This window comes from Streptomyces spinoverrucosus (genome assembly GCF_006539505.1).
Classification (GTDB): Bacteria; Actinomycetota; Actinomycetes; order Streptomycetales; family Streptomycetaceae; genus Streptomyces; species Streptomyces spinoverrucosus.
The window spans coordinates 1-22007 of sequence record NZ_BJND01000101.1; the positions used below are offsets into that span (position 1 = coordinate 1).

General features: G+C 71.1%; 25 protein-coding genes. 16 read left to right on the forward strand and 9 right to left on the reverse strand.

Features of this window, described 5'->3' with window-relative positions; genetic code table 11:
* Positions 1-1635 (forward strand): tetratricopeptide repeat protein (locus tag SSP24_RS39640; protein WP_174864797.1); only part of this gene is annotated, 1635 nt, incomplete at its 5' end.
* Here the strand turns inward: SSP24_RS39640 and SSP24_RS39645 are convergent.
* Together SSP24_RS39645 and SSP24_RS39650 are read right to left on the reverse strand one after the other, a co-directional pair.
* Complete coding sequence (locus SSP24_RS39645; RefSeq protein ID WP_141315677.1) at positions 1636-3330, reverse strand: bifunctional 3'-5' exonuclease/DNA polymerase; 1695 nt, start codon at positions 3328-3330, stop codon at positions 1636-1638.
* A 35-nt stretch (positions 3331-3365) separates the two neighbouring features.
* Positions 3366-4112, reverse strand: coding sequence for a Clp protease N-terminal domain-containing protein (locus SSP24_RS39650; protein WP_141315679.1), 747 nt, complete (start codon positions 4110-4112; stop codon positions 3366-3368).
* A 100-nt stretch (positions 4113-4212) separates the two neighbouring features.
* On the opposite strand from SSP24_RS39650, the gene SSP24_RS39655 reads away from it, so the two are divergent.
* Positions 4213-5364, forward strand: coding sequence for a DUF2786 domain-containing protein (locus tag SSP24_RS39655; protein WP_141315681.1), 1152 nt, complete (start codon positions 4213-4215; stop codon positions 5362-5364).
* 99 nt (positions 5365-5463) lie between these two features.
* On the opposite strand, the gene SSP24_RS39660 is transcribed toward SSP24_RS39655, so the two are convergent.
* On the reverse strand, positions 5464-5976 hold the full coding sequence (locus tag SSP24_RS39660; protein ID WP_141315683.1) for a DUF4232 domain-containing protein: 513 nt from the start codon (positions 5974-5976) through the stop codon (positions 5464-5466).
* Between the two features lie 59 nt (positions 5977-6035).
* Positions 6036-6305, reverse strand: coding sequence for a hypothetical protein (locus SSP24_RS45170; protein ID WP_308439645.1), 270 nt, complete (start codon positions 6303-6305; stop codon positions 6036-6038).
* Between the two features lie 16 nt (positions 6306-6321).
* Between SSP24_RS45170 and SSP24_RS45175 the strand changes: the two genes are divergently transcribed.
* Positions 6322-6627 carry a hypothetical protein gene (locus tag SSP24_RS45175; RefSeq protein WP_308439646.1) on the forward strand — a complete coding sequence of 102 codons (306 nt, stop codon included), beginning with the start codon at positions 6322-6324 and terminating at the stop codon, positions 6625-6627.
* A 261-nt stretch (positions 6628-6888) separates the two neighbouring features.
* On the opposite strand, the gene rpsN is transcribed toward SSP24_RS45175, so the two are convergent.
* Positions 6889-7194 carry a 30S ribosomal protein S14 gene (gene rpsN / locus SSP24_RS39670; RefSeq protein ID WP_141315685.1) on the reverse strand — a complete coding sequence of 102 codons (306 nt, stop codon included), beginning with the start codon at positions 7192-7194 and terminating at the stop codon, positions 6889-6891.
* Entirely contained in the window at positions 7194-7430 is a 237-nt protein-coding gene (gene rpmB / locus SSP24_RS39675; RefSeq protein WP_141315687.1) for a 50S ribosomal protein L28, read from the reverse strand. Before rpmB ends, rpsN begins: the two co-directional genes overlap by 1 nt.
* Before the next feature lie 62 nt (positions 7431-7492).
* On the opposite strand from rpmB, the gene rpmG reads away from it, so the two are divergent.
* From rpmG to SSP24_RS39705, 5 genes are all read left to right on the forward strand, one after another.
* Positions 7493-7657 carry a 50S ribosomal protein L33 gene (gene rpmG / locus SSP24_RS39680; RefSeq protein ID WP_003999141.1) on the forward strand — a complete coding sequence of 55 codons (165 nt, stop codon included), beginning with the start codon at positions 7493-7495 and terminating at the stop codon, positions 7655-7657.
* Between the two features lie 9 nt (positions 7658-7666).
* Positions 7667-7915, forward strand: a complete 249-nt coding sequence (locus SSP24_RS39685; protein ID WP_141315689.1) for a type B 50S ribosomal protein L31 — start codon at positions 7667-7669, stop codon at positions 7913-7915.
* Positions 7916-7918: 3 nt separating this feature from the next.
* Entirely contained in the window at positions 7919-9097 is a 1179-nt protein-coding gene (locus SSP24_RS39690) for a CobW family GTP-binding protein (RefSeq protein WP_141315691.1), read from the forward strand.
* Positions 9098-9104: 7 nt separating this feature from the next.
* Positions 9105-9338 carry a 30S ribosomal protein S18 gene (rpsR, locus tag SSP24_RS39695; protein WP_141315693.1) on the forward strand — a complete coding sequence of 78 codons (234 nt, stop codon included), beginning with the start codon at positions 9105-9107 and terminating at the stop codon, positions 9336-9338.
* 355 nt (positions 9339-9693) lie between these two features.
* The gene (locus SSP24_RS39705) at positions 9694-9993 is read left to right on the forward strand and encodes a DUF397 domain-containing protein (protein ID WP_141315695.1); all 300 of its coding nucleotides are present in this window, start codon (positions 9694-9696) and stop codon (positions 9991-9993) included.
* 100 nt (positions 9994-10093) lie between these two features.
* On the opposite strand, the gene SSP24_RS39710 is transcribed toward SSP24_RS39705, so the two are convergent.
* Complete coding sequence (locus tag SSP24_RS39710; protein WP_141315697.1) at positions 10094-10585, reverse strand: ATP-binding protein; 492 nt, start codon at positions 10583-10585, stop codon at positions 10094-10096.
* A gap of 352 nt (positions 10586-10937) precedes the next feature.
* Between SSP24_RS39710 and SSP24_RS39720 the strand changes: the two genes are divergently transcribed.
* The 7 genes from SSP24_RS39720 to SSP24_RS39750 all read left to right on the forward strand — a co-directional run bounded on the left by SSP24_RS39720 (position 10938) and on the right by SSP24_RS39750 (position 17728).
* Entirely contained in the window at positions 10938-11774 is an 837-nt protein-coding gene (locus SSP24_RS39720; RefSeq protein WP_506005159.1) for a Sco1979 family transcriptional regulator, read from the forward strand.
* A 113-nt stretch (positions 11775-11887) separates the two neighbouring features.
* Positions 11888-13348, forward strand: coding sequence for an aldehyde dehydrogenase family protein (locus SSP24_RS39725; protein WP_141315699.1), 1461 nt, complete (start codon positions 11888-11890; stop codon positions 13346-13348).
* Between the two features lie 50 nt (positions 13349-13398).
* The gene (locus SSP24_RS39730) at positions 13399-14040 is read left to right on the forward strand and encodes a PadR family transcriptional regulator (protein WP_141315701.1); all 642 of its coding nucleotides are present in this window, start codon (positions 13399-13401) and stop codon (positions 14038-14040) included.
* An 88-nt stretch (positions 14041-14128) separates the two neighbouring features.
* Positions 14129-15091 carry an ATP-binding cassette domain-containing protein gene (locus tag SSP24_RS39735; protein ID WP_141315703.1) on the forward strand — a complete coding sequence of 321 codons (963 nt, stop codon included), beginning with the start codon at positions 14129-14131 and terminating at the stop codon, positions 15089-15091.
* Entirely contained in the window at positions 15088-15849 is a 762-nt protein-coding gene (locus SSP24_RS39740; protein ID WP_141315705.1) for an ABC transporter permease, read from the forward strand. Before SSP24_RS39735 ends, SSP24_RS39740 begins: the two co-directional genes overlap by 4 nt.
* An 82-nt stretch (positions 15850-15931) precedes the next feature.
* Complete coding sequence (locus SSP24_RS39745; protein ID WP_141315707.1) at positions 15932-16693, forward strand: MerR family transcriptional regulator; 762 nt, start codon at positions 15932-15934, stop codon at positions 16691-16693.
* A 126-nt stretch (positions 16694-16819) separates the two neighbouring features.
* On the forward strand, positions 16820-17728 hold the full coding sequence (locus tag SSP24_RS39750; protein ID WP_141315709.1) for a DedA family protein: 909 nt from the start codon (positions 16820-16822) through the stop codon (positions 17726-17728).
* A gap of 119 nt (positions 17729-17847) precedes the next feature.
* Here the strand turns inward: SSP24_RS39750 and SSP24_RS39755 are convergent, their stop codons facing one another.
* Entirely contained in the window at positions 17848-19509 is a 1662-nt protein-coding gene (locus tag SSP24_RS39755; protein WP_141315711.1) for a threonine/serine exporter family protein, read from the reverse strand.
* 124 nt (positions 19510-19633) lie between these two features.
* Positions 19634-20125 carry an inorganic diphosphatase gene (locus SSP24_RS39760; protein WP_053756473.1) on the reverse strand — a complete coding sequence of 164 codons (492 nt, stop codon included), beginning with the start codon at positions 20123-20125 and terminating at the stop codon, positions 19634-19636.
* 79 nt (positions 20126-20204) lie between these two features.
* Between SSP24_RS39760 and dacB the strand changes: the two genes are divergently transcribed.
* A complete protein-coding gene (gene dacB / locus SSP24_RS39765; protein ID WP_141315714.1) occupies positions 20205-21782 on the forward strand; it encodes a D-alanyl-D-alanine carboxypeptidase/D-alanyl-D-alanine endopeptidase in 1578 nt (525 codons plus the stop codon).
* The last annotated feature ends 225 nt before the right edge of the window (positions 21783-22007 follow it).

Sequence of the window (22007 nt, forward strand, 5' to 3'; positions counted from 1 at the left end):
GCCCGCACCGCCGTCCCGGTGGAGGGGCAGCGTGACGGGTTGACCGGCGCGGGCCGTGCCCGCACCGCCGCCCCGGTGGAGGGGCAGCGTGACGGGTTCACCGGCGCGACCCGTGCCCGCACCGCCGCCCCGGAGGAAGGGCACCGCGACGAGATCACCGACACGACCCGCGCCCGCACCCCCGCCCCGGCAAAAGGACACCGCGACGACACCACCGACACCACCCCCGCCCCCACCGCCACCCCGGCGGATGGGCAGCGTGACGGGTTCACCGGCGCGACCCGTGCCCGCACCGCCGCCCCGGCGAAACGGCACCGCGACGACACGACCGACACCACCCGCGACCGCACCCCCGCCCCGGCGAAACGGCACCGCGACGACACCACCGACACCACCCCCGCCCACACCCCCACCCCGGCGCCCCACCCACACCCCACGGCCCACGTCGAAACCCCTGCCGCTCACCCCCGCACCCCAGCCCACCCCCACCCCGTCGACGACCTCGTCGACACCGCCCTGCGCTGGTACGCCGCCGCAGCCGAACGCACCCTCACCGCCATCGTCGAACCCGGCCTCGACCAGGACGACCGCCGGCGCCCCACCGCCGCACAGCCGTCGGAGCATGCCGCGTACGTCACGACGGTCGCCGCCTTCGACGCGGCCGAAGCGGCGTTCGCATGGGGTGACGGCGAGCTCGGTAACGTCGTCGCGCTGGTCGAGGCGTACGCCGACGGCGCCTGTGAGCGTCGCGCCGCCTACCTGTCCACCCTGCTGCGGCTCCTCTTCCCCTACCTTCACCGCAGCGGCCGTGTCCCCGAGATGGAACTGCTCGGGCGGGCCGCGCTCGGGTTGGCGCGGCGGCTCGGGGACGCGGCGGCCGAGGCGTACGCGCTGGGCGACCTCGCCGGGATGCACTTCCTCACCGGGCGGCAGAACGAGGCGCTCGCCCTCAACGACCAGGCACTGGCGATCTGGCGGCGACTCGGAGTCGTCTCCTGGATCCGGCGCTGTCTCAACAACCGCGGACTGCTGCTCGAAGGGCTGGGACGGTACGCCGAGTCGGAGGACGCGCTGCGGCAGAGCCTCGGGTACTCGCGCCGGCTGAACGATCCGTACGGCGAGGCCGTGACGTACAGCCATCTCGGCAACCTGTACGAGCACACCGACCCCCGCGCCGCCATCGAGCACCACCGCCGCTCGCTCGCCCTCGGCGCCGGGATCGGCGCCGTCATCGTGCAGCACACCGCGCACTGCAACATCGGCTACGCCCACCTCGCCCTCGGCGAACCGGCCGCCGCCGTCGAGCACTTCGAGGAGAGTCTGCGCGTCCTCGGCGGCTACGCCGACTGGCACGGCGAGTCCCAGACCCGGCTCGGCCTGGTCCGCGCGCTGCGGCAGCTGGGCCGCACCGAACGGGCCGAGCGCGAGTGCGCGGAACTGCTGCGCCGTGCCGACGCCCGCTCCGACCGGTACACCGGCGGCCTCGGCCGTCACCAGTACGGTCTGCTGCTGCGCGACCAAGGGCGCGAGGACGACGCGCACCAGGCGTGGCACACCGCTCTCGCCGATCTGGACGGGACGGACGAGCGCGCGGTCGTCATGGAACTCCGGTCCCTGGTCCCGAACACCCGCTGATCACTTCGCGTCCGCATAGCACTCCACCACCGCCGTCGTGAACGGGAACCGCACCGGCGTCTCCCCGAACGTCAGCCGGGCCGCCAGCGCCGCCGCCTCCCGGATCGCCGCAACGACCGTTTCCGCCTCCTCCGCAGGGCAGTGCACGATCACCTCGTCGTGCTGGAAGAAGACCAGCTCGGCCGCCATGTCCGCGCAGGAGCGACGCAGCGCGGCGAGCAGCAGCAGGGTCCAGTCGGCCGCGCTGCCCTGCACGACGAAGTTGCGGGCGAAGCGGCCCCGGGCGCGGGCGTTGGTGGAGGCGTAGCCGGGGACCCATCCCTGACCGCCGACGACGGCTTCGAGGGGCTCGTCCTGCGGGATGCCCGCCTCCTCCGCCGCGTCCTCGCCCGCCCCGGCGGCCGGCGGGCAGGTCCGGCCCAGCCACGTCCGCACCAGCCGCCCCTCCTCGCCCGCGCGGGCCGCCTCGTCGACGTACGCCACCGCCTTGGGGAACCGGCGTCTGAGCGCGGCGAGGTTCTTCAGGCCGTCGCCGGAGGTCTGGCCGTAGATCGCGCCGAGCACGGCGAGTTTGGCCTGGGCGCGGTCGCCGGAGAAGGCGCGGTCGGAGACGGACTGGTACAGGTCGCTCTCGCGGCCCGCCACCTCCATCAGGCCGGGGTCGCGGGAGATCGCGGCGAGCACACGCGGCTCCATCTGGTCGGCGTCGGCGACGACCAGCCGCCAGCCGGGGTCCGCGACCACGGCACGCCGGATCACCTTGGGGATCTGCAGGGCGCCCCCGCCGTTGGTCACCCAGCGGCCGGTGACCGTGCCGCCCGCCAGGAACCCTGGCCGGAACCGCCTGTCCCGCACCCAGTCCTGCAGCCAGGACCAGCCGTGCGCGACCCAGATGCGGTACAGCTTCTTGTACTCCACCAGCGGCTTCACCGCCGGGTGGTCCAGGGACTCGATCTCCCAGCGCCGCGTGGAGCCGACCTTGATCCCGGCCTGCGCGAAGGCCTTGATCACGTCGGCCGGCAGATCGGGCCGCACCCGGCGCCCGAACGCGGCGGACACGTCGTCCGCCAGCTCGGCCAGGCGGCGCGGCTCGCCACCGCCCGCGTACCGCTCGCCGAGCAGTTCGTGCAGCACCTCGCGGTGCACCTGCGCGCTCCAGGGCACCCCCGCGCGGTTCATCTCGGCCGCCACCAGCATCCCCGCCGACTCGGCGGCCGTCAGCAGCCGCATCCGGTCGGGGTGCGCGGTGCGGTCGTGCCGCCGCTGCTGATCGGCGTAGACCGCGAGGAGGTCGTCCAGGGGCAGGCGAACGCCCTGGGGCTCGAACAGCGGGGACTGCGCGCCCGGTTCGGCGGCGCGCGGGGGCGGGTCGGGCGGTACGGGGCCACCGCGCAGGCGGGCGAGCGCGGCGGCGGCCGAGCGGGGTTCGCCGTACCGCCCCTCGTGGCCGAGGAGGAGGGTCTCGGCGTCCTCGATGTCGTAGCACCGCTCCACTCGCACCCCCGTGGCGAGCAGTCGCGGATAGACCTCGGCCGTGGACCGCCACACCCACCGTGTGACGTACGGCCGGCTGCGCACCGCCTCCGCCAGGTCCCCCTCCCGCCGCACCGGCGCCGCGGGCAGCCCGTCCGGACCGAGGGGGGCGACCTCCACGCCACCGTCCTCGGCCGGAGCGAGCGCCCATCGATCGGCCATGCATGCGAGTGTCGCAGCAGGGTCTGACAACGCCCTCAGCTCTGCGCTTCGCCCTGCTCGTCGAAGGCCACCTTGATCTTGGCGAGTGCCTCGGCGAGGTACTCCTCCGTCGCGGGCTTGGTGAGGCCGAGGCCGGACAGGACGCCCTGGCCGTTCTCGAACTCCAGCAGGGCGAGGAGGATGTGCTCGGTGCCGATGTAGTTGTGGCCGAGGCGGAGGGCCTCGCGGAAGGTGAGCTCGAGGACCTTCTTGGAATCCGACCCGTAGGGGACGAGTTCGGGCGCATCCTCGGCGGCCGGCGGCAGCACCGCCTCGGCCGCCTCGCGGACCGCATCGAGGGTGACTCCCTGGGCCGTGATCGCCTTGGCGGCCAGGCCTTCGGGTTCCGCGAGCAGCCCCAGGATCAGGTGCTCGGGCAGTCCCTCGGCGTGACGCGCGTGCTTCGCCGCGCTGTGCGATGCCACGACCACCGCGCGCGCCCGCGGCGTGTAGCGGCTGAAGCCCTGGCTGGGATCCAGGTCCATGGACTCCTTCGGCACGAAGCGCTTCTGCGCGGCCTGCCGGGTGACGCCCATGCTCTTGCCGATGTCCGTCCAGGACGCGCCGGAACGCCGGGCCTGGTCCACGAAATGGCCGATCAGATGGTCGGCCACGTCGCCCAGGTGCTCCCCGGCGAGTACGGCGTCCTGGAGCTGGTCGAGGGGCTCGTCGTGGACCTTCTTGATGGCCGCGATGAGGTCGTCGAGACGGATGGATGACGTGATGTCGGGGTTCGTCGCCATGTGTCAACCGTAGGTTGACAGTCGTGGGGCGTCAACCCCGAGTTGACACTCATCTCCGGCTGGCGGCGTGGGCTCCCGGAACGCATGACACGATCCCCAGGTGGACACCAGCACCGTCGACCGCGCCTTCCGCGCCGCCCTCTACGCCCCCACCGATGACCACACCGCCCTCGACACCGGCGCGTCCCTGCTCGCGGCCGACCCGGCGGCGGACGCGGAACTCACCCGGCGTGGGCTGGAGTTCGTCGCCGGGGCCTGGCGGCGCGGCTGGCAGCCCGCCGACGTCGTACGGATCGTCCGCCGCGAACTGGACGACGTACACGAAGCCCTCGTATCGGCGCTGATCCTCGAACAGGCGCCGGAGGACCGCCCGCGCGGCCCGCGCTGGGCGGCGCAGCTCGCCCAGCTCGCCGAAGAGTCTTCCGTGACCCCGCCCCGCGCCGACCGCTTCACGCACGCCACGGCCGTTCTGGAGCTGTACCGCCTCCTGCTCCGTCTGCCCACGCTCGAAGCCCTGGACGAGACGCACCCATCAGCACATCCTCAGTCACACACACATACGAAGTCCGAGTCACGCATGCTGACCCGTATCCGCGCGCTGCTCGCGAAGGCAGAGGCGACCGGGTTCCCGGAGGAGGCGGAGGCGCTCAGTGCCAAGGCGCAGGAGCTGATGGCGCGGCACAGCATCGACGAGGCGCTGCTCGCGGGCCCGGCGCAGGGCGGTGGCGGGCCGACGGCCTGGCGGATCGGCGTCGACCAGCCGTACGAGCAGGCCAAGGCGGTGCTGCTGGACGCGGTCGCCGCCGCCAACCACTGCCGCGCGGTGTGGAACGAACCCCTCGGCTTCTCCACCGTCGTCGGCTTCGAACCCGACCTGGAGGTGGTCGAACTCCTCCACACCTCGCTCCTCGTCCAGGCCACGACCGCGATGACGAAGGCGGAGGCCGCTCAGCGCGCGGGCGGGCGCAAGCGTACGAAGACCTTCCGGCAGTCCTTCCTCGCCGCGTACGCCCACCGCATCGGCACCCGTCTCGCCACCACCGCCGAACAGGCGGCCACAGAGGCCCTGGTGGCGGACGACCTGCTCCCGGTGCTGGCCTCCCGCGAGGTCGCGGTCACCGAGCGCATGGAGAGCATGTTCCCGGACACGACCACGACCCGGCTGCGCGGAGTGACCGACGCGGCGGGCTGGACGGAGGGCTCCCGCGCGGCGGACCGGGCGGAGATGAGGTCGCGACGGCGGCTTGACTGACTGGTTGCGGCCCTGGCAGCTGATGCTGACTGGTGCGGCCCCCCTCGACTGACCGGTCCGGCCCTCGCCTCGGACGACAGGTCCCGCCTCGCCTTCCCCTCAGTCGCCCGCCTGCTGAAACGCCCCCACCGTCGCGTCCGGCGCTCCACCCGTGACGAGTGCGACTGGGCCGTACGACCACTCGAAGCTCTGCGTCGCCGGCGCGCCCGGCAGGGCGATCTTCACCGTCGTGGCGTCGAGGTCGCCGCCCGCCTCACCGCGTACGTACGTGATCGTGAACGTCGCCGCCGTGTCCTTGGCCAGCGTCAGCTTCTGCGGCTTCGCCGCCTTGTCCGCCGGTACGGTCGCGGACGTGCCCTCGGCATTCAGGTCGACGGCGGGGAAGCCGTCCAGGGTGCACTCGGCGCCCTCGTTGGTGACCGTCACCGGGATGTTGCCGGTGTCCCCGGCGACGGGCGCGGCGTTGGCGGGGCCGATCTCCACGCCGACCTCGTCGAGCGCGCACGCGGAGGTGTCCTGGCCACCGCTGTCGCCTTCACCGCCCCCACAGGCGGTCAGCAGCAGAGCGGCGGCGAGGGCGGCGGAGCCGACGGTGAGGGAAGTGGCGCGCATGAGTGGATCCCCTGGGTTCGTGACGATGCCCCTGGATCATCACCTACGCCCGCCTCACGTCAAGAGCCGAGCCCCGCCGTCGGCAACCCCGAGGGCATCTGCCCGCTCTCCGCCTTGGTGTACGTCTCCTCGCCGAGACCGCCGTCCCACGTCACCTTCAGAGTCGTGGCGCTGACGGAGTCGACCGTGCCGGTGCCGCGCTTGTCCTTGCCCTGCGTGCAGGTGAGCCGGATCGTCTGCCGGTCCGACACCTCGCCCACGCGCCCACTGCACACGGTCCCGCCGGTGGCGAACAGCCCGGCTTGCTCGCCGGTGACCACCAGCGCCACCGCCTGACCCTCGCTGGTGGCCAGCCAGCTGCCCTCCAGCTCCCCAGCAGCGGCGGACGGCGAGCCGCCACCCCCACCGGTACCGGCCGACGACGTACCAGGGCTGGGGCTGGAGCTCGCCGAAGCCCCGCCCGACGCCGACTCCGCCCCCGACCCCGAGTCCGAGCCTCCGCCCCCGCTGCAGCCAGTCAGCACGACCGCCCCCACCACACCCGCGGCCACGGCCGCGATCCGCCACCGCCCGCGCACCACACTGCGCGCGCAGGCCGCCGAAGTCGTCGCGGAAGTCGTCGCGGATGTCACTGCATGCCCCCAGGGGTGAGCCGGTTGCCGGTGGCCGGTAGCCGATCGGCCGTACGAGCCGCGTCGCCGCACAGCCCTATTGCGGTACAGCAATACAGCCGTACGACCACAAGGCCGCACGATCGCATAGCCGTACGACCACACAGCCGTATGACCGCATAGCCGCACGACCCCACAGCCCTATGACCGCATAGCCGCACAACATCACAGCCCTACAGCCATACGACCGCATTGCCGTACAGCCCTACGACCGCAGCAAGCTACCAGCCCGTAACCGCACCTACCAGGACGACTTCCGCACCCCCGGCAGATACCCCGCATGCGCCTGCTCCCGCAGCCCCACCCGGGACAGCCCGAACGCCCGGAAGTACCCGCGCGGCCGCCCGTCCACCTGGTCCCGGTTGCGTACGCGCGTGGCGCTCGCGTCACGCGGCTGCCCGCGCAGCTCCCGCTGCGCGGCGAGCCGCTCCGCATCCGTCGACGACGGCCGTCGGACGATCTCCTTCAGTTCGGCCCGCCGGGCGGCGTACCGCGCGACGATCTCCTGCCGCTTCTCGTTCTTCGCGATCTTGCTCTTCTTGGCCATCAGACCTTCACCCCCCGGGCGCGAATGCGGGCCACCGCCGCCTCGACGCCGATCACATCGACCGTCTTGATCCCCTTGGTGCTCAGCCGCAGCCGTACGTAGCGGCCCTCGCTGGGCAGCCAGTAGCGCTTGGTCTGGATGTTGGGATCGAAGCGGCGTGAGGTGCGCCGGTGGGAGTGGGAGATGCGGTTGCCGAAGCCCGGCTGGGCGCCGGTCAGCATGCAGTGGGCGGACATGGGTGACGTACCTCTCCATGGTCTCTGTCGTAAATGGAATTCATTTTCAGTAACATAGCAGCATGGCACGCAACGAACTCCGCCCGGTCATCAAGCTCCGGTCCACCGCCGGCACGGGCTACACCTACGTCACCCGCAAGAACCGCCGTAACGACCCGGACCGTATGACCCTGCGCAAGTACGACCCGGTCGTCGGCCGCCACGTCGACTTCCGAGAGGAGCGCTGAGCCACCGCCATGCGCAAGGGAATCCACCCGGACTACGGTCCCGTCGTCTTCCGTGACCGTGCCGCGAACTACGCCTTCCTCACCCGCTCCACCATGACCAGCGACAAGACGATCGAGTGGGAGGACGGCAACACCTACCCGGTCGTCGACGTCGAGATCTCCAACGTGAGCCACCCCTTCTACACCGGCACCGCCCGCGTCCTGGACACCGCCGGACGCGTCGAGCGCTTCGAACGCCGGTACGGGAAGCAGGGCTAGCCCATGCCCGAGCTCTCCGTCGTGATCGTCGGCGGCCTGCACGTCGACGCCCGCAAGGCCGCCGTCGAGCAGCTGCTCGCCGACGTGCCCGGCAGTGTCGTACTCCACCACGACCTGGCCACCGCCGCGGCCGGCACGGTCGTACGGACCGTCCGCGACGCCGACGGCATCCGGGACGCGGGTGAGACGCCCCTCGTCAACGACTGCGCGTGCTGCGCCCTGCGCGAGGACCTCGTCCCGGACCTGGAGCGGCTCGCGGACGCCGGTGACACGCCGCTCGCGGTCGTCGAGCTGTGGGACTCCGTCGAGCCGAAGGCCATGGCCGAGGTGGTCACGTCCGGCGGGCTCACGGTCACCGGCGTGATCACCGCCGTCGACCCGGCGCTGCTGCTGCCGTACCTCGGCAACGGCGACGACCTCGCCGAGGGCGGCCTGGCCGCGGCCGCCACCGATCAGCGGACCGTCGCCGACACCTTCGCGCGGCAGCTGGAGTACGCCCCCGTCCTCGCCGTCCTGGACTCCCCGGAGGCCGACGACGAGGACCGCGAGCTGCTGGCCCAGCTGCACCCGACGGCCCGTCAGGTCCCGATCGGCCACGGTGACCTGGCGGGCGCCCAGCGCACAAAGGGCATGAGCGGCGCGCACTCACCCCTCGCGCACGCCGCCCTCGCCGGCTTCGACGTGGAGGCCGCTGCCGCGGCCCAGCACCCCGCCTGCGCCCTCCTCCCGACGGAGGCCGACGCGCACGGTGTCTCCACCCTCGTCTGGCACCGGCGCCGCCCCTTCCACCCGGAGCGGCTCTACGAGGCGCTGGAGGACCTGACCTGCGCCGCCGCGCGCAGCCGGGGCCGGTTCTGGCTCGCCGACAGGCCCGACACGCTGCTGCACTGGGACGCCGCCGGCGGCGCGCTGTGCGTGGAGAGCGCGGGTCCGTGGCTCGCCTCGCTGCCCGACGCGGCCTGGGACATGGTGCCGCCGGTGCGCCGTGCCGCCGCCGCGCTGGACTGGCACCCGCAGCACGGCGACTGCTGCCAACACCTGGTTTTCACGTCCCCCGGCCTGGACCGCGAGGGGCTCGCCCAGCTGCTGGAGTCCTGCCTGCTCACCGACGCCGAGTACGCCGCCGGGCGCGACGCCTGGAAGCAGTTGCCGCCCGCCTTCGACACCCTTCTGGAGGTCTGACCCCGCCATGCCCCGCAAGACCGAGCGCAAGCCCGCCAAGAACCGCCCCAACCCGCTGGACCAGGCCGGGGTCACGTACATCGACTACAAGGACACCGACCTGCTGCGGAAGTTCATCTCCGACCGGGGCAAGATCCGCAGCCGCCGGGTCACCCGCGTCTCGGCCCAGCAGCAGCGGCTGCTGGCGCGTGCGATCAAGAACGCGCGGGAGATGGCGTTGCTGCCCTACTCCAGCCGCTGACGTCCGTCCGCCGCCGAGGCCCGCGGCGGCGGACGGATCATTGGTGGGAGATCCCCTACGGTTGACTCGTAGGGGATCTCCCATTTGTCGTTGTTCCGCACTGAACCCTGGAACAGCAAGGGCGCGGAAGGCGTCTGTTCCTAGTGAACGGGGGCCGGTGGTCGCATGTCATGCGATCCGTGGGGCAGACGCTGGAACGACTTCGGTAAAGCGGTCGTCAAAGCTGTAACCGCAGGAACACCCCCCGTGCACGTGCATCTGCCCATGCATCTGCACATGAACAGGGTTATGATCCGCCTCAGTTGACCACTGCATCTATGGCCACACCAGCCAGTGCACCACCGGGGAGCGACCTGTGGATCACGACGTGTACGACGGTGATGCGTACGACGGTCACGTGCACCACGGCGCCGGCGCGTCCGGCGTGTACAACGGCATGGCCGCCACGAAGCTGCGCGGGGTGACCTGGCAGAAGAGTCGGCACAGCAACTCGCAGGGATCCTGCGTGGAGTTCGCCCGGCTGCCGGGCGGGAGAGTGGCGGTGCGCAACTCGAACTTCCCGGACGGGCCGGCGCTCGTCTACACGCGCGCGGAGATCGAGGCGATGCTCCTCGGTGTGAAGGACGGCGAGTTCGACCACCTGATCGTGGGCTGACGCAGCGGCGAGCGGGAATCGGGGAAGCGGCCGAGGGTGATCGGCCGCTGACCCGCCGTAACGCGCGTAGAACCTCGGCACACGAAGGTGCCGAGGCGCCTCACGCTTCCGGCTGCAGCCGGAACATCGCCCAGACGACCTTGCCGCTCAGCGTGCCGGCCAGCGGGTGCCAGCCCCAGCTGTCGCAGAAGGAGTCGACGAGGAACAGTCCGCGACCGGACTCCGCCGAGAAGTCGTCGGCCTCGCGCGCGACCGGACTGTCGTTGCTGGGGTCGCGCACCGCGCACACCATCCGCTCGGTCCAGCGCATCAGGTGCAGCCGCACCTGCGGCGGCTCGTGCTCACCGTCCCGGTCCGCCGGGCGCGGGGCGACGGCCGGCAGGGCATGCCGCAGAGCGTTGGTGACCAGTTCGGAGACCACCAGGCAGACGTCGTCGAAGCGATGGCCGACGTCCCACTGGTCGAGCGTTCTGCGGGTGAAGTGCCGTGCCTCGCGCACCGCTTCGTAGCGGGCGGGCAGAGCACAGGAGGCGGCGTTGGACACGGCCGTGGGATCCAACGGCGGAAGGCCCTGCCGTAAAGGCTCGAGCATGGTCGATCCATTCGTCCCCATGCGAGGCACTCCCCCGGGAATTCGCGGTCGTGGCGATGCAGCGGTGGCGCGGGACCATGGTTTCGGATGCGTACAGCAGATGCAAGGGCAGATGCACGTGCACGCGACCGAATTGGACCCTCCCGTACCGCTTGTTGGCCATTTTTTCCGCCATCTTCACGCCGTCCGCTTGTCTTCTCCTTGCCCCGGGACCCCTGAACCGATCCGGAATCTTTGGCTTCTTTCCGTCTGTGTAATCGGACGAGTACAGCTCGGAGTGTTTTAGTGGCAGACTGCGGGCCCTGAAGACGGTTGGGGAGGCTGGAACGTGAGCGCGGGAGAGCCCGGATCGGTGGTGCGGCGCATGCTGCTCGGCTCGCAACTCAGGCGGCTGCGAGAGGCGCGCGGCGTCACGCGCGAGGCGGCGGGGTATCACATCCGCGCCTCCGAGTCGAAGATCAGCCGGATGGAGCTGGGCCGGGTCAGCTTCAAGACGAGGGACGTCGAGGACCTGCTGACGCTGTACGGAATCGTGGACGAGACGGAGCGGACCTCACTGGTCTCCCTCGCCCGGGAGGCCAATGTCGCGGGCTGGTGGCACAGTTACTCGGACGTCCTGCCGAGCTGGTTCCCCACCTATGTGGGCCTGGAGGGCGCGGCGTCCCTGATCCGCGCGTACGAGGTGCAGTTCGTGCACGGGCTGCTGCAGACCGAGGCGTACGCGCGTGCCGTCGTCCGGCGCGGCATGAAGGGCGCGAGCGACGCCGACGTGGAAAAGCGCGTGGCGCTGCGTCTGGAGCGGCAGAAGCACCTCGTCGCCGAGAACGCCCCCGACTTCCACATCGTCCTCGACGAGGCCGCCCTGCGCCGCCCGTACGGCGACCGCGAGGTGATGCGCGGCCAGCTCCAGCACCTGATCGACTTCTCCGAGCGGCCCAACGTACGGCTGCAGATCATGCCGTTCAGCTTCGGCGGCCACTCCGGCGAGTCCGGCGCCTTCACCATCCTCAGCTTCCCCGAGTCCGACCTGTCGGACGTGGTGTACCTGGAGCAGCTCACCAGCGCGCTGTACCTGGACAAGGCGGAGGACGTCGCCCAGTACGAGAAGGCGCTGAAGGAGCTCCAGCGGGACAGCCCCGGGCCTGCCGAGAGCCGGGACCTGCTCAGGGGGCTGCTCCAGCTGTCCTGAAAGGTTCTCGGTTCTCCTGAGAGGTTCCCGGAGAGTTACTCCAACTCTGTTGCATCACAAGTACGATGACGCGTGATCAGGCACTGCTTCACCGGCAGGGATTGAGGGGTCACATGTCGTCCTACTTCACCGATCTGGCTCAGCAGTACATCGACGGCGAGTGGCGTCCGGGCACCGGTTCCTGGGACATCATCGACTTCAACCCTTACGACGGTGAGAAGCTGGCCGCGATCACCATAGCCACGGTCGACGAGATAGATCAGGCCTACCGTGCCGCCGCCCGCGCCCAGCGGCAGTGGGCCGAGGCCGGGCCGCATGTCCGCCGCGCCGTGCTGGAGAAGGTGCTGCGGCTGGTCGAGGAGCGCGAGCAGGAGCTCACCGAGGCGATCATCGCCGAGCTGGGCGGCACGCGCGTAAAGGCCGGTTTCGAGCTGCACCTCGCCAAGGAGTTCCTGCGCGAGGCGGCGAGCCTCGCGATGCGAACCGAGCACCGGCTGATCCCCTCCCCGGACCCCGGCAAGGAGAACCGCCTCTACCGCGTCCCGGCCGGCGTCGTCGGCGTCATCAGCCCCTTCAACTTCCCGTTCCTGCTGTCCCTGAAGTCGGTCGCCCCGGCCCTCGCCCTGGGCAACGCCGTCGTCCTCAAGCCCCACCAGGACACGCCGGTCGTCGGCGGCACGGTCATCGCCAAGCTGTTCGAGGACGCGGGACTGCCCGCCGGTCTGCTCAACGTCGTCGTCACCGACATAGCGGAGATCAACGACGCCTTCCTGGAGCACCCGGTCCCCAAGGTCATCTCCTTCACCGGCTCCGACAAGGTGGGCCGGCACGTCGCCACGGTCTGCGCCCAGCACTTCAAGCGCGCGATCCTCGAACTCGGCGGCAACAGCGCGCTGGTGGTCCTCGACGACGCCGACCTCGACTACGCCGTCGACGCAGCCGTCTTCAGCCGGTACGTCCATCAGGGCCAGGTCTGCATGGCCGCCAACCGCGTCCTGGTGGACCGCTCGGTCGCCGACGCGTTCACCGAGAAGTTCGTCGCCAAGGTGAGCGGCCTGAAGGCCGGCGACCCGAGCGACCCGGAGACGGTCATCGGCCCGCTGATCAACTCCTCGCAGTCGGAGGCGATCACGTCGGTCGTCGAGCAGGCGGTCGCCGAGGGCGCCACCGCGCTGGTACGCGGCTCCACGCGCGGCAACCTGGTCGAGCCGTCGATCCTGACGGACGTACCGAGCGACTCGGCGCTGCTCCGCCAGGAGATCTTCGGCCCGGTCGCCCTCCTCGTCCCCTTCGACGGCGAGGAGGAGGCCGTACGCCTCGTCAACGACACCCCGTTCGGCCTGAGCGGCGCCGTGCACACCGCCGACGTCGAACGCGGCGTCCGCTTCGCCCAGCGCATCGACACCGGCATGTTTCACGTCAACGACGGCACCGTGCACGACGAGCCGCTCGTCCCGTTCGGCGGCGAGAAGCACTCGGGCCTGGGCCGCCTGAACGGCGAGACGACGCTGGAGGCGTTCACGACGCTGAAGTGGATCTCCGTGCAGCACGGGCGGAGCACGTTTCCGTTCTGAGGTTGACCGCCCGGGCGAACCGGCAGACATGGCGGCCTAATCTGGACGGCATGTCAGCGATCCGTCTCCTCGTGCTGGGTGCCGTCCGCCAGCACGGGCGGGCCCACGGGTACCAGGTGCGCAACGACCTGGAGTACTGGGGCGCGCACGAGTGGTCCAACGCCAAGCCCGGCTCGATCTACCACGCGCTGAAGCAGATGGCCAAGCAGGGCCTGCTGCACGCGCACGAGATCGCGCCGTCCACCGCGGGCGGCCCGCCGCGCACCGAGTACGAGATCACACCGGCGGGCGAGCAGGAGTACTTCGCCCTCCTGCGCGACGCGCTGACCTCGTACGACCAGAAGGTCGACGTCAAGTCGGCGGCCATCGGCTTCATGGTCGACCTGCCGAGGGCCGAGGCGGTCGCGCTGCTCAAGGAGCGCATCCGACGCATCCAGGAGTGGCGCGACGCCGTCACCGACCACTACGTCCCCGAGGGGGGCCCCGAGCAGCTGGGCCACATCGGCGAGATCATGAACCTCTGGCTCCACACCGCCGACGCCGAGGCCGACTGGGCACGAGGCATGATCGGCCGTATCGAGGGCGGCGCCTACACCTTCGCCGGCGAGGGCGAGCCGTTCGTCGGCGTGCTCACCGAGGGCGAGCAGAACCCGTACGCGACGGGGGAGCGGCATCCGGAGGACGCCCGCTAATCAAGTTTGACCAATGGATGGCCAGGGCATTACGTTGCTTCGGTAGTCAAGTTTGATTACCAGTTTGGGCTAGCGAGGGAGTGGCTCAGTGGCCGACACGGCGATCACCGTCGTAGGAGCACGCAAGAAGTACGGCAACGGAAAAGACGTCAAGCACGCACTGGACGGGCTCGACCTCACGGTCGCGCGCGGCGCGGTGCACGGAGTGCTCGGGCCGAACGGCGCCGGCAAGACCACCCTGATCCGCATCCTGTCCACGCTGCTGCGCCCCGACGCGGGCCGGGTCGAGGTGGCCGGGCACGACGTCGTGCGGGAGGCGTACGAGGTACGGCGGCGCATCGGCCTGCTCGGCCAGCACGCGGCCGTGGACGAGGAGCTGAGCGGCTACCAGAACCTGGAGATGTTCGGCCGCCTGTACCACCTGGGCGCCCGGCACGCGCGCGTACGGGCCGGTGAGCTCCTGGAGCGCTTCGGCCTCGCCGACACCGGCCGCAAGGCCGTCAAGCAGTACAGCGGCGGCATGCGGCGCCGCCTGGACCTCGCCGCGTCCCTGATCATCGACCCGGAGGTGCTGTTCCTGGACGAACCGACCACCGGCCTCGACCCCCGCGGCCGCGCCGAGGTGTGGGCGTCGGTCCGCTCCCTGGCCGGCGGCGGTACGACGGTGCTGCTCACCACCCAGTACCTGGAGGAGGCCGATCAGCTCGCCGACCGTATCTCCGTCGTCGACCAGGGCCGGATCGCCGCCGAGGGCACGGCGGACGAACTGAAGGCGCTGACCGGCGGCGACCGGATCGACGTCGTCCTGCGCGACGCGGGCCACCTGGGCACCGCCGTCGCGCTGCTGCCCGTACCGAAGGACGGGATCACCGTCGACGCCGACCGGCGGCTGCTCAGCGCGCCGGTCACCGACCGGATGGCGGCGCTCGCCGGAGTCGTACGAGCCCTTGAGGAGGCCGGTATCGAGGCCGAGGACGTGGCCCTGCGCCGCCCCACCCTGGACGAGGTGTTCCTGCACCTCACCGCCGACCGCGCGAAGGAGGCCGCATGACCACGCACGCACTGACCGACTCCTGGACCATGACCCGCCGTGAACTCGCCCACTGGGCACGGCAACCGGTCCAGGTCGCCGTCAACGTCGCCTTCCCCGTGATGCTGCTGGTGATGTTCGGCTACCTCATCGGCGGCGGCCGGGCCGTCACCGGCGACTACATCGACTACCTGCTGCCCGGGATGCTCGCGCTCACCATGGCCTTCGGCCTGGAGGGCACGATGATCGCCGTCACCGAGGACCTCAACAAGGGCGTGATCGACCGCTTCCGGTCGATGCCGATGACCAACGGCGCGGTACTGGTGGGCCGTTCGGTCGCCGACATGCTCCAGTCGGCGCTCGCCCTCGCCGTCCTCATCGGCGTCGGCCTCGCCCTGGGCTGGCGCGCGCACGGCGGACCGGTGGCCTTCCTCGGCGGCGTCGGGCTGCTGCTCCTGTTCCGGTTCGCCATGCTGTGGATCGGCATCCACCTGGCGATGGTCGCCGGGAGGACCGAACTGGTGCAGGCCGTGCAGATCCTGGTCTGGCCGGTCGGCTTCCTGTCCAACGCCATCGCCACACCCGAGGCCATGCCCGGCTGGCTCGGCACCGTCGTCCAGTGGAACCCGATGTCCCAGACGGCGACGGCCGTACGCGACCTGTTCGGCAATCCCGGTGGCGAGGCCGGACACGTGTGGGCAGCGGTCGTATGGCCGCTGGTGCTGCTCGCGGTCTTCTTCCCGCTGGCGGTACGGCGTTTCGCGCGCCTGAGCCGATGAGGCCACGCTGCCGCCGATTTCGGCTTGCACCTAACGTTGCGTGAGGGCTCAGCGTGGAGGGCGTACCGAGAAGGGAGCGGAAGTGAGCCACTCCGTGGGACAGGTCGCCGGGTACGCCGGGGTCACGGTGCGCACCCTGCACCACTACGACGACATCGGCCTGCTCGTGCCCAGCGAGCGCAGCCACGCGGGCCACCGGCGTTACAGCGACGCCGACCTCGACCGGCTGCAGCAGATCCTGTTCTACCGAGAGCTCGGCTTCCCGCTCGAAGAGGTCGCCGCCCTGCTCGACGACCCGGACGCGGACCCGCGCGCACACCTGCGCCGCCAGCACGAACTGCTGACCGCCCGGATCGAGAAGCTGCAGAAGATGGCGGCGGCCGTGGAGCACGCCATGGAGGCACGCAAGATGGGCATCAACCTCACGCCCGAGGAGAAGTTCGAGGTGTTCGGGGACTTCGACCCGGACCAGTACGAGGACGAGGTGCAGCAGCGCTGGGGCGACACGGAGGCCTACCGGCAGTCGCAGCGGCGTTCGGCCTCCTACACCAAGGAGGACTGGCTGCGGATCCAGCGCGAGGCCGAGGAGATCAACGGCCGCTTCGTCGCGCTCATGGAGGCCGGAGAGCCGGCGGACTCCGAGGCGGCCATGGACGCCGCCGAGGAACACCGCCGGTGGATCTCCGGCAATCACTACGACTGCGGGCACGAGATGCACACCTGCCTCGGCGAGATGTACGTGTCCGACCCGCGGTTCACGGAGACGTACGACACGGTCCGCCCCGGCCTCGCGGTTTACCTGCGCGACGCGATCAAGGCCAACGCGGCCCGGCACTCTTCCTGACGTCCTGGCCCGGGATCCCGCTCCCGGGCCAGGAGTACCGGGAACCCGGTGCGGACACCTTGCGTTGATAGCTTTGTCCAGCCGTATTGGATGCCGTACTTCCCGACCCCTCAGGAGCCCGGAACCGTGACGACGCTTGCCCTCGGACCGAGCTGGCTGGATCCGAACTATCTGCTGGACACCTTCGGTATCTGGGGCCTGCTCCTCATCGTCTTCGCCGAATCGGGCCTGCTCATCGGCTTCTTCCTGCCGGGCGACTCGCTCCTGTTCACGGCCGGTCTCCTGATCACGTCCAAGCAGCTGGACTTCCCGCTGTGGGCGGCCATCGTGCTGATCTGCATCGCCGCGATCCTCGGCGACCAGGCGGGTTACATGTTCGGCAAGAAGGTCGGCCCGGCGCTCTTCACCCGCCCCGACTCCCGCTTCTTCAAGCAGGAGAACGTCGCCAAGGCCCACGAGTTCTTCGAGAAGTACGGCCCGAAGTCCCTGGTCCTGGCCCGCTTCGTGCCGATCGTGCGCACATTCACGCCGATCATCGCGGGCGTCAGCGGCATGCGGTACCGCTCGTTCCTGATCTTCAACGTGGTGGGCGGCATCCTGTGGGGCGCGGGCGTGACGCTGCTCGGCGCCTGGCTGGGCAACATCGGCTTCGTCAAGGCAAACATCGAGGCGATCCTGATCCTGATCGTCTTCGTCTCGGTGCTCCCGATCATCATCGAGCTCTTGCGAGCCCGCTCGAAGAACAAGAAGAACCCCCCTCAGCAGCCCCAGCACCAGCCTCCGGCCCAGCAGCAGCCCCTGATGGACGACGCCACGACCCAGCTGCGCCGCATCGAGCCGAACCAGCAGCAGGACCAGGGCTACGGTCAGCAGGGTTACGGTCAGCAGGGGTATGGCTATGGCCAGCAGGGATACGGCGACCAGGGCTACCCGCAGCAGTACCCGCAGCAGGAGCCGTACGCCCAGCAGTACCCGCAGCAGCAGCAGTACGGCGGCCAGCAGCAGTACCCGTACGACCCTTACCGGCAGAACTGAAACGCCCCCAAGGGGCGCGGGGCTGTATCGATATGCGCCTCCGCCGCGTGGGCGCGATCAACCCACCACAACCCGCAGCCGCCACCAAGCGGACGCCCCGAGTTCGTAGGCGCCCGGCGTCAGAACCCCCGCGTCCGCTTCGCAGCCCGCCGCCCCCCGGCGGAGCCCCCCGGCAGCCGCAGGAACAACCGGGAGATCTCCGACCCCAGATTGACCCCGATCGCAATGGCCATCGCCAACGCCGCGGCCTTGGTCAGCGACCCCAACCCCGGATCCACCTCGTTCTGCGCGATCGACAACAGCCCGAAGTACGTCGCGGACCCCGGCAGCAACGGCCCGATCGCGGCCGTCGTGTACGGCAGCGCGGACGCGTACCGGTACCTCGACAGCAGCTGCCCGAACAGCCCCACCAACCCCGCGGCCACCGCCGTGGAGGCCACCGGCGAGATGTCCCCGGCGTAGTGCATCGCCCCGTACACGCTCCATGCGACACCCCCGTTGAGCGTCACCGCGAGCACGGTGGACCGTTCCTGCTGCAACAGCACCGCGAAGGTCAGCGACAGCAGCATCGACGCGCCGATCTGCACCCACGGCCGCTCGGCGATGTACAACGCCGCGTCGGGGTTGAGCTGGGCACCGAGCTGAACGCCGAAGTACAGCACGACCAGCACGCCCACGACGATGCCCACGAAGAAGTACATGACCTCCAGCAGACGCGCCGCCGCGGTGATGTAGAAGCCGGTCAGCCCGTCCTGCACGCCCGCCACCAGCGCCCGCCCGGGCAGCAGCGCGAACAGCCCACCGGTGATCACCGCGGACGCCTTCACGTCGACGTGCAGCAGCGTGAGCGCGACCCCCATCGCGGCCGGCGGCATCGCGGCCACCGTGAACTGGTAGAACTCCGGCAGCCCGCGCCCGGCACACAGCCAGGCCAGCCGGTCGCCGAGCATCGCGCCCAGCGCGGCGGCGACGAACACGATCAGGTCACCGCCGACCAGCACGGAGGCCGCACCGGCGAGCAGCCCGCTCGCGGAGGTGAGCACCCAGGTCGGGTACGGGTGCCGGTTGCGGCGGATCTCCGCGAGGCGCCCATAGGCCTCCTCCAGGGAGATGTGGGTCTCGGGGTCGCTGAGATCGTCGACGAGCTGGAAGACGGCCGCCAGGCGCGTGTAGTCGGTGCCCCGGCGGCGTACCGTCCGGGACGCCGTCACGGGGTCGTCGACGAGGGACGGCTGGTACGAGATCGACAGCAGCGTGAAGGTGACGTTCGGCTCACAGCGGTCCAGGCCGTAGGAGCGGCAGACCGCGAACATCGCCGCCTCGACGTCCTCGGCGCCCTCACCGCCGGCCAGCAGCAGCTCACCGATACGCAGGGTCAGGTCGAGGACGCGCGGGACGGCGGGGCCGCCCTCCTCCTCGGTCTTGTGCACCGGCTCCAGCGCGGGCCGCTCGGCCACCGGCAGCCGCAGCATGGTGCGCATCCGGTCCTGCCAGGGCACGTCCTTGGTGAGCCGCACCGCGGGGATCCCGCTCGCGGGCGTGAACGCGGCCGGCGCGCCGCGCGAGCTGTAGGTCTTCGGCGGGCTGAACGCCGACCCCTCGGGCTCGGCGGCGGACGGGACGTCGAGTCCGTCCGGTACGGCGAACTCGGACGTCGTCTCAGGCTCACCGCCCGTCGTCGCGACGCCCAGCCCCTGGGGAATCGCGAACTCGGACGTGACCTCGGGGTCGAACGTGGTCCTGGCCTCGTCCGACTGCGGCTTGCGGTCCTCCGCCTCCACCTAAGCAGTGCTCCCTGTCCCAATACGTCCCTGTACGACACACCCGATGGCCCAGTATGCGCACGGACACGCGGACGGGCCGCACGCGTGCGCGTGCGGCCCGTCTACCCGGGATACGGGGCGCTCAGTGACCGCCCTGCTCCTTGAAGCGCTTGTAGGACCGCTCGATCTCGGCCTCGGCCTCCGTCCGGCCCACCCAGTTGGCGCCCTCGACGGACTTGCCGGGCTCCAGGTCCTTGTAGACCTCGAAGAAGTGCTGGATCTCCAGGCGGTCGAACTCGGACACGTGGTGAATGTCGCGCAGGTGCTCCACGCGCGGGTCGTGCGCCGGAACGCACAGCAGCTTGTCGTCGCCGCCGGCCTCGTCGGTCATCCGGAACATGCCGATCGCACGGCACTGGATGAGGCAGCCGGGGAACGTCGGCTCGTCCAGGATGACCAGCGCGTCCAGCGGGTCGCCGTCCTCGCCGAGGGTGTTCTCGACGAAGCCGTAGTCGGCCGGGTAGCTGGTCGACGTGAACAGGCGGCGGTCCAGGCGGATACGACCGGTCTCGTGGTCCACCTCGTACTTGTTCCGCGAACCCTTCGGAATCTCGATCGTGACGTCGAACTCCACCGGTGGCTCCTCCATGATCAGCACACAGTTCTGGTGGTTAAGTGTCCCTCACGCAGCTGTGTGATCGCGAAAGGGGCTGGTGGTCGTGCCCGAGCTGAGGCCTTGGCAGGCCGCGAGACCGCGTGTGGCGCGGATCGCGAACGCCGTACGTCCCCGTCTCGCCCGGGCCCGCGCGGCCACCGCGCCCCGGGTCGCCCGGTGGGCGTCGGCCGCGAAACCGCAGGTCGGGAAGGTGATGGGGGCGACTCCGTGGCCGTACACCGCGGTCGCCGCCATCGCGGGCCTCGTGCTGGCCGCCGGTGTGGTGACCGCCGCGGGGCCCTGGGACTCCTCCGGCCAGCGTACGGCGGAGCGGCACCGGGCCGCCGCCCAGGAGGACACGGGTGGCGCAGATCACGGCGGTGACCCCGGCAGGGCCGGCGCGCCGAAGCCCGCACCCAGCGCCGCATCGGTACTGACCGGCCTCGGCGGCGCCGCGAACGTCGTGAAGTCGGCACCGAGCGGCAGGGACCTGGCCGGTGTCCTGGACCCGCTACTGGCCGATCCGGCGCTCGGCAGCCGCCGTACCGCCGTGGTCGTCGACCTGGCCACCGGCAAGCGGCTCTACGCCGGCGGCGCCGACGAGGCGCTCATCCCCGCCTCCACCACGAAGATCGCCACCGCCGTCGCCGTCCTGTCCGCCCTCGGCCCCGACCACCGCCTCACCACCCGCACCGTCTACGAGCCCGACACGAAGGAACTCATCCTCGTCGGCGGCGGCGATCCCACCCTCACGGCTCACGAGGACAGCGCAGGCCAGGCCAGTCTGCGCACCCTGGCCGCCGACACGGCGGCCGCCCTGAAGGAGCGCAACGTGCGCGAGGCGACGCTGTCGTACGACACCACCCTGTACGCCGAGACCGAACTTCACCCCATCGGTGTCAACGACAACATCGCCGCCGTCAGCGCCCTGATGGTGGACGAGGCCCGCACCGACGGCTCGACCAGCGGGCCCGCGCCCCGCGTGCCGGACCCGGCGGCCGACGCCGCCCGGCAGTTCGCAGAGCTCCTGAACGAGCACGGCATCAGCACGACGTCCCCCGGCCCGTCCAAGACGACCAAGCGCGCCCAGCCCCTCGCCCAGGTCCAGTCACCGCCCCTGTCGGCCCTGGTCGAGCGGATGATGACCAACAGCGACAACGACATCGCCGAGGCCCTCGCCCGCCACACCGCCCTCGCGACCGGCGAACGCGCCGACTTCGACGGGGCCGGCCGCGCCATCCACGCCCAGCTGCAGAAGCTGGGCCTGCCGCTGCAGGGCGCCCGTTTCAAGGACGGCAGCGGCCTCAACCGCGAAGGCCGCCTCACCGCGAACCTGCTGACGCGCCTGCTCCTGAAGGCCGCCGACCCCTCCCGCCCCGAGCTGCGCCCCACCCTCACCGGCCTGCCCGTGGCCGGCTTCACGGGCACCCTGACCGGCCGGTACGCCGACGGCGCGGCCGGCATCGTACGCGCCAAGACCGGCACCCTCACGGGCGTGAACACCCTGGCCGGAACGGCCGTCACCCGGGACGGTCATGTCCTGGGCTTCGCCTTCCTGGCCTCGGAGACGACCGACGCGACGGCGGCCCAGACGGCCCTGGACCGGGCGGCGACGGCCCTGACGACGTCCCACTGAACCGGCGCCTGGGCGCCGGGCCGCCGATGGCCAGGGCCCTGCCCGAAGCGGGTCGCGACGCGGGCCCGGACGGCCTGGATCGGGCGGCGAACGGCCCTGACGGCCTCCCGCTGACGGGGGCGCCGGGGTGCGGGCCTCGGTCCCGGGTGATCGTCAGGCCCGCCCGAGGCGGGTCGCGATGGCGGCCCGGGCGGCCTTGGATCGGGTGGCGACGGTGCTGGCGGT